Origin of the sequence: Ensifer sp. SL37 (genome assembly GCF_026672675.1) — a bacterium.
Lineage (GTDB): Bacteria > Pseudomonadota > Alphaproteobacteria > Rhizobiales > Rhizobiaceae > Ensifer > Ensifer adhaerens.
The window spans coordinates 1671798-1684492 of record NZ_JAPPRN010000001.1; the positions used below are offsets into that span (position 1 = coordinate 1671798).

Consider the following 12695-nt stretch of genomic DNA (forward strand, 5'->3'; position numbering starts at 1 on the left):
AGCGTGCTTTGCCGGGGCTCCTCATTCAGCGAGAAACCCAATGATTGTCTTTCTCATCAAGCGGCTGGCCAATGCCGTTCTGGTCATGCTCGCCGTCGCGCTGCTCGCCTTCCTGATCTTCCGCTTCGCTGGCGACCCGGTCGAGTTGATGGCCAACGAGCAGATGTCGCAGGCCGACCGTATCGAGCTGCGCGAAAAGCTCGGGCTCAACGATTCGTTCCTCACCCAGTTCGGCCGCTTCGTCGGCAATGCCGCCCAGGGCGATTTCGGCATCAGCTACCGCAACGGCCAGGACGTGATGAAGCTCATTGCCGAGCGCTTCCCGGCAACGATGGAACTGGCGCTGGTCGCAACCGTCCTGTCGCTCCTGATCGGTCTTCCGCTTGGTGTCCTGACCGCTATCCACCGAGGGCGATGGTATTCCGAGGGGTTGCAGTTCGTCAGTATCATCGGCGTCTCCTTGCCGAGCTTCGTCGTCGGTATCCTTCTGATCCTCGTCTTCGCCGTAACGCTCGGCCTCGTACCTGCTTTCGGGCGCGGCGATGTGGTGCAGCTCGGCTGGTGGAGCACCGGCCTGTTGACGTCGTCGGGCCGCGCATCGCTGCTTCTGCCGTCGCTCGCACTCGCGCTCTACCAGATCACTCTGGTCATGCGTCTGGTGCGCGCAGAAATGATGGAAGTGCTGCGCTCGGACTTCATCAAGTTCGCACGCGCCCGTGGCGTGCCGCGGTGGCGGATCTATTTCCGACATGCGCTCAGGAACTGTCTGATGCCGGTTGTCACCATGACGGCGATGAACTTCGGCTCGCTGATCGCCTTCGCGCTGATCACCGAAACGGTGTTCCAGTGGCCGGGCATGGGCATGCTCTTCATCCAGGCGGTCACCTTCCTCGATATGCCGGTCATGGCGGGCTATCTCTGCATCGTCTCCTTCATCTTCGTCACGCTCAATACGCTCGTCGATATCGCCTATGCGGTCATCGATCCGCGGTTGCGCGATGCAACCCGCTGAGGTCGTTGCCATGACAGATCACGTCCAGCAAACCACACCGGCGCGCAAGCCTTCGCGGCTTGCCCGCTGGCGCCAGAGCGATCTCTGGTGGTCCTTCACCCACAAGCCTTCGGCAATCATCGGCGCGATCATCCTTACGTTCCTGATCGCGACCGCCTTTGCAGCACCTTTGATTGCGCCGCAGAACCCCTTCGATCCGGCTCAGCTCGAGCTCTGGAACTCCGAGCTGCCGCCGATCTGGGAGGCCGACGGCCAATGGCCTTACGTGCTCGGCACCGACACGCAAGGGCGCGACATGCTCTCGGCCATTCTCTATGGCTCGCGCATCTCGATCCTGATCGGCGTCGCCTCGGTTGTGCTTTCGCTCGCCGTCGGCCTTAGCCTCGGCCTCGTTGCCGGCTATTTCGGCCGCTTCATCGACAACTTCCTGATGCGCATCGGCGACGTGCTTCTGTCGATCCCGACGATCCTGATCGCCATTCTCGTCAGTGCCGTCGCGCGCCAGATGCTGCCGCCGGAACTGCGGGACGTCGGCTCTGCCGCCGTCCTGGTGCTGGCGATCACGCTCAGCGCCTGGGTGCAATATGCCCGTACCGTGCGGGCCCAGACGATCGTCGAGCGCGGCAAGGAATACGTTCAGGCGGCGCGTCTTCTGAAAACGCCAGCGCGGCGCATCATGCTGAAGCACATCCTGCCGAACACGCTGACGCCGATCATGGTTGCCGCGACCCTGAACTTCGGCATGGCGATCCTGACCGAAGCGACGCTTTCGTTCCTGGGTATCGGCATGCCGCCGAGCCAGCCGAGCCTTGGAACGCTGATCCGTCTCGGCAACCAGTTCCTGTTTTCGGGCGTATGGTGGGTGGTGCTCTTCCCCGTCGTCCAGCTTTGCCTTCTCGTGGTTTCGGTCAACCTTCTCGGTGACTGGCTGCGCGATGCGCTCAATCCGAAATTGAGGTGAATGATGTCCAATCTCCTGATCCGTAACGTCAGGCCCAATGCCGGCGAAGCGACCGACATCCTGGTGCGCGACGGCAAGATCGCCGCCTTCGGCAAGGGCCTCGCCGCCGATGGCGTGGCCGTGGAAGACGGCAACGGTCATATCGTGATCTCCGGTCTGATCGAGGCGCATACCCATCTCGACAAGTCGGTCTGGGGCATGCCCTGGCACGTCAACGCCAAGACCGCAACGCTGCGCGAACGCATCGATTTCGAACGCGAAAAGCGGCTGGAAATCGGCATCGACCCGCACCGTCAGTCCATGCGCCAGGCGATCATGCTCGCTGCCAATGGCGCAAGCCACATCCGCAGCCATGTCGACATCGACACCACCCACGGCCTTCGGCTGATGGAAGGCATCATCGAGACCCGCCAGGTGCTGAAAGATGTCATCGATATCGAGGTCGTCGCATTCCCGCAGTCGGGCCTCGTCACGCGGCCCGGCACTGTCGAGTTGCTCGACAAGGCTCTGAGCAATGGCGCGGAAGTCCTTGGCGGCATTGACCCCTGTGGCATCGATCGCGACCCGAAGGGCCATCTCGACGCGATCTTCGGCCTTGCCGAAAAACATGGAAAGCCGATCGACATTCACCTGCATGAGCAGGGCGAACTCGGCGCCTTCAGCATGGAGATGATGTTCGAGCGCATCCGCGCGATCGGCATGCAGGGCAAGGTCGCAATCAGCCACGCCTTTGCGCTCGGCGCACCGGATTATCTGCGCGTCGGCGGTCTCATCGAACAGATCGCCGAACTCGATATCCGTATCGTCACGACAGGCTCTCCGTCTTCGACCGTGCCTTCGATCCTGCGTCTGAAGGATGCCGGCGTGAAGGTTGCTGCCGGCTGCGACGGTATCCGCGACACCTGGGGTCCGTGGGGCCAACCCGACATGATGGATCGTGCCCGCATCCTCGGCATGAAGAACGGCCTGCGCCGCGACGTCGATCTCGAACATGCGCTTTACGTCTGCTCCAAGGGCGGCGCCGACGTCATGGATATCAAGGGATATGGCCTCGACGTTGGCTGCGATGCCGATCTCACCCTGCTCACCGGCGAGACGCTGGCGCATGCCGTCGTCGACGTCGCGCCGCGGCCGCTGGTCGTCAAGCGTGGCCGCGTCGTCGCCCGCAACGGCGTTGCGGAGGTGGCGATCCCATGACCAACATCAAGGATTTGACGCTCGGTGAGCGCGCCGAAGGACGCACGCTTCTGACAGCGCAATGGGTGCTCGGGCACCGCGACGGTTCGCACCGGCTGATCCCGAACGGCGAAGTCGTCATCGAGGGCGGCACGCTGCTCTATGTCGGCCCACGTTTCGAAGGAGAGGTGGCACGCCGCATCGATCTCGGCGCGGCCATGATCAGCCCCGGGCTCATCGACCTCGATGCGCTGTCCGATCTCGACACGACGATCTTAGCGATCGACCATCAGCCTGGTTGGGCCAAGGGTCGCGTCTGGCCGCTGAGCTACATCGAGCGCGGCCCCTATGAGATGTACACGCAGGAGGAGCTGGCGTTCCAGAAGCGCTTCGCCTTCGCGCAGCTTCTCTTGAATGGCATCACCACCGCAGCGCCGATCGCCTCGCTTTTCTATCGCGAATGGGGCGAGACCGTTGCTGAATTCGCCGCCGCATCCGACGCCGCAGGTGACCTGGGTCTTCGCGTTTATCTGAGCCCGGCCTATCGCGCCGGCGGCATGATGGTGACGGCGCCGGGTCAGCTCGAAGCGATCTTCGACGAGGCAAGGGGTCTGAAGGGCCTTGACGACGCGATTGGCTTCATCCGTGACCATGAAGGTCGCCATGGTGGCTTGGTGAAGGGCCTGCTGGCTCCCGACCGGGTGGAAACCTGCACCGAGAAACTGCTGGTGCGCACCGCCGATGCGGCGCGCGACCTCAATTGCCCGATCCGGCTTCATGCTGCGCAGGGCACGATGGAGGTCGACACCGTCCGCCGCCTGCATGGCAAGACGGCGCCGGAATGGCTGGCGAGCTTCGGTTTCTTGAGCGACCGGCTGATTGCGCCGCATGCGACCCAGGCGACCGACAACGATCTGCGTCTCTATGCCGAAAACGGCGTGAGTATCGTGCACTGCCCGCTGGTTTCGGCCCGCGGCGGCAGCACGCTCAACTCGTTCCGCTCGGTCAAGGCCCGCGGCGTCAATATTGCCATGGGCACCGATACGACGCCGCCGGACATGCTGATGAACCTACTCGTCGGCCTGATCGCTGCCCGCGTCGTCGAAGGCGACCCGTCAGCCGTCAGCTGCGCCGATCTCTTTGATGCTGCGACACTTGGCGGCGCCAAGGCCCTCGGTCGCTCGGATCTCGGTCGCCTGGAAGCGGGCGCCCGTGCCGATATTGCCGTGTTCGATCTTATGGACCATCACATGGCGCCTGCGATCGATCCGATCACGACGCTCGTCGTCGGTGGTTCCGGACGCGTCACCAAGGCGGTCTTCGTCGATGGCCGTCTGTCGATGCGATATGGCGAGGTGGCAGGCTTCGACATGAACGCGGCACGCGCGCAGGCACAGGTCCAGTTCGATGGCCTGATTGCCAAGTATCCGGAGCGGAGCTTCGGTCACCCGCCTGTCAGCGAGATCTTCCCGCCGAGCTACCCATTGGAGGTGCAGCGATGACTGAACATACCTCATCGGCCGTGCTCGACGTGCGCGGTCTCTGCGTCGAATTCCCTGGCCGCCATGGAACGGTGCAGGCGCTATCCGACGTTTCGCTCAGCATTCGCCCCGGCGAAATTCTTGGCGTCGTTGGTGAATCCGGCGCCGGGAAGTCGATGACCGGTCTTGCCGTCCAGGGTCTTCTGGAGCCGCCTGGCCGCATTTCCGGCGGCGAGGTCTGGGTCGGCGGCCGCCGCATCGACCAGCTCGACGACAAGCAGATGCAGCAGGTGCGCGGCCGGCAGATCGGGGCGATCTTCCAGGACCCGTTGACCTCGCTGAACCCGCTCTTCACCGTCGGGGCGCAGCTAGTTGAAACCATCCGCCTTCACCTGAAGCTTTCCAAGGCCGATGCCAAGGCGCGGGCGATCCAGCTCCTGAAGGAAGTTGGCATTCCGGCGCCCGAGGCACGCTATGACCACTACCCGCATCAGTTCTCGGGTGGCATGCGCCAGCGCGTCGTCATCGCCCTGGCACTTGCTGCGGAACCGAAGCTGATCATCGCCGACGAACCGACGACGGCGCTCGACGTCTCGATCCAGGCGCAGATCACCTCGCTGCTTCGCCGTCTTTGCGATGATCACGGAACGGCGGTCATGCTCGTCACCCACGACATGGGCGTGATTGCCGAGACGGCCGATCGCGTCGCGGTCATGTATGCCGGGCGGCTCGTCGAAATCGGCCCTGTCGCCGAGGTGCTGAAAAACGCCCGTCATCCCTATACGCGGGGCCTGATGGGCTCGATCCCGGCGCTTGGCCGCCGCGTCGAGCGGCTGAACCAGATCGACGGTTCCATGCCGCGGCTGAACGCGATCCCCGCCGGCTGCGCCTTCAACCCGCGCTGCCCGGATGCCGGGCCGCGTTGCCGCAAGGATAGGCCCGAACCGGCGCCGGTCGGGACCGGCGTCGCCGCATGCTGGCTCAATGCAGGAGGAGTGCTATGAGTGATGCCCTGACGGTCAACGACCTGACCTGCAATTTCGACGTTTCGGCACCCTGGCTGAACCGGGTCATCGAGCGCAAACCGCGGCAGTTCGTGCGCGCCGTGGACGATATCAGCTTCAGCGTGCCCATGGGCGGCTGTCTGAGCCTCGTTGGCGAATCTGGCTGCGGCAAGTCGACGGTGGCGCGGCTGGTCACAGGTCTTTATCGCGCCAGCGAAGGCGAGGTGCGGTTTGCACCGAGCAAGAACGGCGAGCCGCTCTCGGCCCAAATGATCTTCCAGGATCCCTATGCAAGCCTCAATCCGCGCTGGCGGGTGCGCAACATCATCGCCGAACCGCTGCGCGAGTTGAAGCTGCGCAACTCCGAAGCCGAGGTCATGGACCGGGTCGGCGAACTGCTGACGATCGTCGGCCTTGCGCCCTCGGACGGTGCTAAGTTCCCGCACGAGTTTTCCGGAGGCCAGCGCCAGCGTATCTCGATTGCCCGCGCGCTTGCCGGCGAGCCGGAGTTCCTCGTCTGCGACGAGCCGACCTCGGCGCTCGACGTGTCGGTCCAGGCGCAGATCCTCAACCTCATGCGCAAGCTGCAGGACGAGATGGGGCTGACCTATCTGTTCATCAGCCACGACATGAGCGTGGTTCGCCACATGTCGGACCGGATCGCCGTGATGTATCTCGGACGCATCGTCGAGGAGGCCGACACCGAGACGCTCTTTGCCAATCCGAGGCATCCCTATACCCAGCTGCTGCTGGAGACGATCCCGGATATTACCCATCCAAAGCGCGGGCGCAGCATTGCGGCGAGCGAAGTGCCGAGCCCGCTGAACCCGCCGTCCGGCTGTACCTTCCATCCGCGTTGCCCGTTTGCAGACCAGCGCTGCAAGAGCGAGCGGCCGGAGATGCGCAGCTTCGCTGACGGCTCGCGTGCCGCCTGCCATCGCATCGAAGAAACTGTGAAGGCGATCAACGCAGCGTAACGCCCACCTCTTTCCCTGAAGACTTGGGCTCCGTGTCGTACCAGTCGCGGAGCCTCTTTTTTTGCCGCCGGCGATTTTCAGTATTTGCGCCAAGCAGTTCGCATGCCCCTTTCGCATCGCTGTCGTGGGGCAAGTGCTAGGCTGCTAACCGGAATTCAACGAAATAGACCGATGAACATTCCCGGGCTCCAACACTCACGTTAGGGTAGGGGCCTATGGTCGGACCGCTTCCCGCTCGGGACATCCGGCCGGGATCGAAATGCGTTGATTTGAAGAGTTGGCTTATGAACACGACCTCCGACACCGATTTCCCCGTCCTCAATGCCGTTGAAGCCCGCGTTCTCGGATGCCTGATCGAGAAGAAGGAAACGACGCCCGACGTCTATCCGCTGACGCTCAATTCGGCGCATTCGGCTGCCAACCAGAAAACGGCGCGCGATCCCGTCATGGCGCTCGAGCAGGTCGAGATCCACCGCGCTCTCTCGTCTCTGGGGCAGAAAGGGTTGGTCCGGCAAGCATTTGCCTCGCGGGTCGAGCGCTACGAGCACCTCGCAGCCAACCGCTTCTCGCTGACGTCGCCGCAGATCGTCGTGCTCGGCCTGCTTCTTCTGCGCGGCCCGCAGACCGCCTACGAGCTTTGGGCGCGCAGCGAGCGCATGGCGCGGTTCTCGTCGATCGAGGAGCTGAAGGACAATCTGGATCTGATGATGGGCCGCCGGCCGCCGCTCATCGTTCAACTGAACCGGGGCGCCGGCCAGCGCGAAGACCGCTTCGCGCATCTCTTGTGTGGTGAAGTCGAGCAGCCTGCCGAAAGGGCGGCCGTGTCGTCGGCGCCAAGCGGTTCGGCCCTATCGGCTCTCGAAGAACGACTGGAAGCGCTTGAGCGGAAGGTGGCGACGCTCGAGGAGCAGCTTGACGCCCTGACGCGCTGATAGCGCGGCGCCGGAAACAAAATGTCCCGGGCGCCATGTGCGCCCGGTGACATATTCGGATGCGCTCAGCTGGCGTCGACCAGCCGGCAGGCCGGCGCTTCCTTGGCGCGCGGATAGTCGTACGCACCTACCTTCGAGGTGGCATAACCGCCCCCGACGAGCGCCTCGGCAAGCTTCACGGCTGCCGTGACGCCGTCGATCACAGGCATGCCGGTACGCGCCTTCAGGCGGTCGCAGAGCTCAGACATACCGGCACAGCCGAGAATGATCGCTTCGGCGCCATCCTCCTGGCGTGCTTTCAGGATCTCCTGAACCAGCATCTCCTCGGTGTGGACCAGATCCTCCTCCAGCGCCAGCACGGGCATGTCGACCGATCGCACCTTTCGGCAGCGATGGCCGGCACCGTAGGCCTCGGCGAGGTCCTCGATGATCGGCACGGAGCGGGACAGGGTGGTGATGATCGTAAAGCGGGTCGCAATGTTCATCGCCACCTGTACGGCCGCCTGACAGATGCCGATGACCGGACCGCGAGCGATCTCGCGTGCAGCGCCAAGTCCGGGATCGTCGAAGCAGGCGATTACATAGGCATCGATGCCGCGCGCTTCGCCTTTGCGGATTTCCGCAAGCATCGCTGGCACAGCCATCGCTTCGTCGGCATGGCCTTCGATGCTGGCTGGGCTCGATGTCGGGTTGATTGATTCGAGCTGGGTGTCGGATGCAGCGACGCGCTCGGCGCTGCGATGCGCCTGTTCGGTCATCGAGCGGGTGGAGTTCGGATTGATCAGCAGGATACGCATGGATCAGCTCGTCTTCCGCATGGCGTTTGCAGGGGGGGCATAGGCGGTAATGTCGGGCGTCGGCATGACGAACTGACGATCCGATGTGATGTAGTTGTTGGCGTGCAGCCGTGCGATCGGCTGGTATTGGGACGGGTCGACGTAGCGGCCTTCCTCGTCGAGGCAATCCTTACGCACGTGCATATGCACGACCTCGCCGAGAACGATGACGCGGCGGTCATATTCGATCAGCCGCTCAACGCGGCATTCCATCGAGCAGGGTGACTCGACGATACGGCGGGCGCTGACTTTGAGGCCGTCAGCCGCCGTCAGTCCGGCGATTGCCACTTCGTCGACATCCGGCTCGAAGGACAGGCCGCAGACCAGCATCTGGTCGGCGATCGCCATGTCCACCATGTTGACGACGAACTCGTTGGTGCGCCGGATATTGGCGACCGTGTCCTTCTCTTCCCCGTTCGGGCGGGTCTGGATACCGAGAATGACGATCGGCGGGTCGTGCGAGAAGACATTGAAAAAGCTCATCGGCGCGGCATTGTCCTGTCCGCTCGGCGAGAGCGTCGAGACCAGCGCGATCGGTCGCGGACCGATGAAGTTCGTCAGCAGGCGGTAACGGTCCTGGGCCGGCAGTTCTGTGAAATCGAAGTCCATCGGAGCTCTCAATTGGCGCCGCGGCCCGGTCTATTTGCCGGTCGCACGGTCGTGTTTAAGCGGTTGCCATTGCACATCAAGTTGCGGTACACAATATTGTCTACAATTTTGTAGTCAATATCTAACTGCAGCGGATGGAATTGACTTTGAGCGCCGCACGGCGAGAGTAAGCGAACGGCTAAGGGAGATTTCATGTATAACGCGGACGAAGTCGCCGGTGCTCCGACGGCGATCATTTGCGAGAAGATCTGGCTTGCGATCGCAGAGCGTCGGCTACGGCCGGGAACGCGATTGAAAGAAGAACAACTTGCCGAAATATTCTCCGTCAGCAGGGCTCGCATCCGCCAGGCACTGACAGCGCTCGAGCGCGATGGCCTGGTGACGATCATGCCGAACCGGGGCGCCTTCGTCTCCGAGCCTTCGGTAGACGAGGCACGCGATGTCTTCGTTGCCCGCAGGGCGATCGAACAGCGGGTCGTCGAGCGGCTTTGCGAGCGCGCCAATCCCAAGGATCTCGTCCGGTTGCGCGCCCATATCGAAGAGGAGCGCATTGCCGGCCGATCCGGCAATCTCTCTGATATCGTTCGGCTTTCCGGTGGTTTCCACCTGTTGCTCGCGGAGCTTTCGGGGTCTGCCTTCCTCTTCGGTATCCTGCGCGACCTCGTGTCCCGGACATCCCTGATCACCGCAATGTACCGGTCGAACCACCTGCACAATTGCGGACCGGACGAACATCTGGCCGTGGTCGAGTACATCGCGTCACGCGACGTCGCGAGCGCGATCAAGGAAATGGCCGAGCACCTGAACCACGTCGAAGCGGAGCTGGACCTGGACGAGGAGAAAGACCAGCCCCGCGATCTTCGCACCGCATTGCTTTGATGCGGCGCGCGCGACCCATTGCACCGCACTTTAGAGGAGGCGGTGCCTGCAAGCAGACTGAAGGAAGATATGACCAACCGTAGTTACTATGCGCCGCATGGCGGCAACCCGCCCCAAACCCAACTCCTTTCGGATCGCGCGGTCTTCACCGAAGCCTATGCAGTGATTCCGAAGGGGACGATGATGGACATCGTCACCAGCTATTTGCCGTTCTGGGACAAGACCCGGCTGTGGATACTTTCCCGGCCGCTCTCCGGTTTTGCTGAAACATTTTCACAATATATCATGGAAATCGCTCCGGGCGGCGGCAGCGACCGGCCGGAACTCGACGAAGGCGCCGAGGGCGCGATCTTCGTCGTCGAGGGCGAATTGACCATCACGCTCGACGGTAAGGCGCATAAGATGCAGCCGGGCGGCTTCGCCTTCATTCCGCCGGCGAGCAACTGGACCGTTCGCAACGGAAGTGAAGCGATCGTTCGCTTCCACTGGGTGCGCAAGGCTTACGAGTATGTCGATGGCCTGCCCGCGCCGGAGGCCTTCTTCACCAACGAGGCCGAAATCACCCCGTCGCCGATGCCGGGCACGGAAGGCAAGTGGGCAACGACCCGCTTCGTCGACCCGACGGACCTGCGCCACGACATGCACATGACGATCGTAACCTTCGAGCCCGGCGCGATCATTCCCTTTGCCGAGACGCACGTGATGGAACACGGCCTTTATGTGCTCGAAGGCAAGGCCGTCTACCGGCTCAATCAGGACTGGGTCGAGGTCGAGGCCGGCGATTACATGTGGCTGCGCGCTTTCTGCCCGCAGGCCTGCTATGCTGGCGGTCCGGGCAAGTTCCGCTACCTGCTATACAAGGACGTGAACCGCCACATGAAGCTGCGCTCGCGTTAAGCGAGCCCACTCTAGGATAGACAAAACCGCGCATTCCACTGAACGCGCGGTTTTTCTTTGCAATCAAATGACTATGGCGGCAGTCGCACCCCGTCGTTTAACGGAAGGGCACGTTCACGTTCTCAGTCCACCAGTTGCGGATCGGCCGGCTGCAGGCTGCGCGGCTGGAGACGCCTGAGCGTGTTGCCGGTCGGGTTCTTGTCGAGGTGGAGCACGCGGGTAAAGAAGTCGCTGCCGCGTTCGGTGCGTCCGATGTTGACGATCGCAACACCTTGAAGCTCGTCGTCCATGAACTTCAGCACGCGCTGGTAGGCGTCGTCCTCAAGGGTATCGAGCGCTTCGTCGATGATCAGCCAGCGCGGCTTGTGCAGGCTGAGCCTAGCGATGGCGAGTAGGCGCTGCTCGGCCTCGCTGAGGTTCATCTGCTTTCGCGCATCCTGGTCGAGCCGGCCGCTCAGGCGGCCAAGGCCGACCTTGGAGAGAACGGCGGCGAGTTCGCCCTTGCTGTAGGTATCGGGCGGGCTCGGATAGGCGAGGACTTCTCCAAGCGTGCCCGGCGGGAAATAGGGAGACTTCGGCACAAAGGCGAGGCCGTCGTCGACCGGCAGCGCAATGCGGCCGTGCCCCCAGGGCCAGAGCCCGGCGATCGCGCGGAAGAACGGCGCCTTTTCCACTTCCGGCGCGCCGGTGACGAGCACGCGTTCGCCCGGATCGATGGTGACGCTCGCTTCGCGAAGCTGGATGCAGCCGGTCGGCGAGACGATCTCAATGTTGTCGAAGCTCATCTGCGGCGTATCGGAGGTCCTGAAGTCGATGCGCTTGTCGCCCTCATGCCGTTCGTCGGTCATCAAGAGCGCCGAGCGGAAGGCGGCGACGCGCAGCAATGTGGCGCGCCAGTCGGCGATCGCGCCGATATTGTCGACGAACCAACGCAGCGACGCATGCACCTGATTGAAGGCGCCGACGGCCATCATCAACCCACCGAAGCTCAGATCGCCGGCGAAATAGACCGGTGCAGCAATGACGATCGGTGCGACGACGGTGATCCAGCCATAGCCGCCGGTCACCCAGGTGAGCCGCGTAACCGCACGCAGCAGGCCGTAGCTGATCTCTAGCACCGAGGCGAGGTCGCGCTGCAGCCGCTTTTTCTCATTGGCCTCGCCTGATGAAAGCGACACGGCCTCGATATGTTCGTTGACGCGCATCAGCGAGAAGCGCAGCGCCGCCTCCCGGGCATAGTGTTCGCCATTGAGCGCCACCAGAGGCCGGCCGACGAGCCAGCTCAGCCAGGAGGCGGTGCCCGCATAGAGGATCGCGGCCCAGACCATGTAGCCGGGAATGTCGAAGGAATAGCTCGCGACATGGAAGACGAAACCGTCGGACAGTGACCACAGCACGCCGATAAAGCTCACCAGCAGAATGCCGGATTGGAAGAGGCCGATCGAAAGTCCGGCCGAGAGATCGGTCAGGTGGCGCGCGTCCTCATGGATGCGCTGGTCCGGGTTGATGCCGATGGCGCCGGCATTCGCCAGCCGGAACGCGCGCGTCGGGCGCATCCATTCGGTGATCAGGTCCTGGGTCAGGCCTTCGCGCAGCCGCAGCTTGATGACCTGGCCGAGCCAGGTTTGCAAAACATTGAGAACGAGGAGCACGCCGGCGATCTGGGCGAAGACGACGAGCTGATGGAGAAAGGCCGGAAGGTCGCGTCGCTCGAGCGTGTCGTAGAACGGCTTGTACCATCGGTTGAGGATAATCTGACCAAAGGCTGTCACAACGATGACGACGATGATGCTTATGCTCAACCAGATGATCTTGTTGCGCAGTGGCGAGGCCATGAAGGCCCGATGCATCATCCGCAATTGATCACCGAGGGATTGTTCGTCGCTGGGTTCTATCCGGCCGCTATTTTTGCCGTTCGTCCGGTTCGACAT

Annotated in this window: 12 protein-coding genes; 9 read left to right on the forward strand and 3 right to left on the reverse strand. The window is 62.9% G+C overall.

Annotation, left to right across the window (positions count from 1 at the left end; all coding sequences use genetic code 11):
• Positions 1-40 precede the first annotated feature (40 nt).
• The 7 genes from OVA00_RS07575 (at position 41) to OVA00_RS07605 (ending at position 7543) form a co-directional block, all read left to right on the forward strand.
• A complete protein-coding gene (locus tag OVA00_RS07575) occupies positions 41-1012 on the forward strand; it encodes an ABC transporter permease (protein WP_034797927.1) in 972 nt (323 codons plus the stop codon).
• 10 nt (positions 1013-1022) lie between these two features.
• A complete protein-coding gene (locus OVA00_RS07580; RefSeq protein ID WP_060529200.1) occupies positions 1023-1973 on the forward strand; it encodes an ABC transporter permease in 951 nt (316 codons plus the stop codon).
• 3 nt (positions 1974-1976) lie between these two features.
• Positions 1977-3170, forward strand: coding sequence for an amidohydrolase family protein (locus OVA00_RS07585; protein WP_268088512.1), 1194 nt, complete (start codon positions 1977-1979; stop codon positions 3168-3170).
• Positions 3167-4651 (forward strand): amidohydrolase family protein, encoded by a 1485-nt coding sequence (locus OVA00_RS07590; protein ID WP_060529199.1) that lies wholly within the window; start codon positions 3167-3169, stop codon positions 4649-4651. The genes OVA00_RS07585 and OVA00_RS07590 overlap by 4 nt, the downstream gene beginning before the upstream one ends.
• On the forward strand, positions 4648-5634 hold the full coding sequence (locus tag OVA00_RS07595) for an ABC transporter ATP-binding protein (protein WP_034797922.1): 987 nt from the start codon (positions 4648-4650) through the stop codon (positions 5632-5634). The genes OVA00_RS07590 and OVA00_RS07595 overlap by 4 nt, the downstream gene beginning before the upstream one ends.
• On the forward strand, positions 5631-6611 hold the full coding sequence (locus OVA00_RS07600) for an ABC transporter ATP-binding protein (RefSeq protein WP_268088477.1): 981 nt from the start codon (positions 5631-5633) through the stop codon (positions 6609-6611). Before OVA00_RS07595 ends, OVA00_RS07600 begins: the two co-directional genes overlap by 4 nt.
• 284 nt (positions 6612-6895) lie before the next feature.
• Positions 6896-7543 carry a YceH family protein gene (locus OVA00_RS07605; protein WP_060529198.1) on the forward strand — a complete coding sequence of 216 codons (648 nt, stop codon included), beginning with the start codon at positions 6896-6898 and terminating at the stop codon, positions 7541-7543.
• Between the two features lie 65 nt (positions 7544-7608).
• Here the strand turns inward: OVA00_RS07605 and OVA00_RS07610 are convergent, their stop codons facing one another.
• Both OVA00_RS07610 and OVA00_RS07615 read right to left on the reverse strand, forming a co-directional pair.
• Positions 7609-8340 (reverse strand): aspartate/glutamate racemase family protein, encoded by a 732-nt coding sequence (locus OVA00_RS07610; protein WP_268088478.1) that lies wholly within the window; start codon positions 8338-8340, stop codon positions 7609-7611.
• 3 nt (positions 8341-8343) lie between these two features.
• Positions 8344-8988, reverse strand: coding sequence for a flavin reductase family protein (locus OVA00_RS07615; protein WP_060521104.1), 645 nt, complete (start codon positions 8986-8988; stop codon positions 8344-8346).
• Positions 8989-9180: 192 nt separating this feature from the next.
• Here OVA00_RS07615 and OVA00_RS07620 point away from each other — a divergent pair, with 192 nt between their 5' ends.
• Both OVA00_RS07620 and OVA00_RS07625 read left to right on the forward strand, forming a co-directional pair.
• Positions 9181-9867 (forward strand): GntR family transcriptional regulator, encoded by a 687-nt coding sequence (locus OVA00_RS07620; protein WP_051659389.1) that lies wholly within the window; start codon positions 9181-9183, stop codon positions 9865-9867.
• A 69-nt stretch (positions 9868-9936) separates the two neighbouring features.
• The gene (locus tag OVA00_RS07625; RefSeq protein WP_034797912.1) at positions 9937-10764 is read left to right on the forward strand and encodes a bifunctional allantoicase/(S)-ureidoglycine aminohydrolase; all 828 of its coding nucleotides are present in this window, start codon (positions 9937-9939) and stop codon (positions 10762-10764) included.
• Between the two features lie 122 nt (positions 10765-10886).
• Here the strand turns inward: OVA00_RS07625 and OVA00_RS07630 are convergent, their stop codons facing one another.
• Complete coding sequence (locus OVA00_RS07630; RefSeq protein WP_113136262.1) at positions 10887-12695, reverse strand: ABC transporter ATP-binding protein/permease; 1809 nt, start codon at positions 12693-12695, stop codon at positions 10887-10889.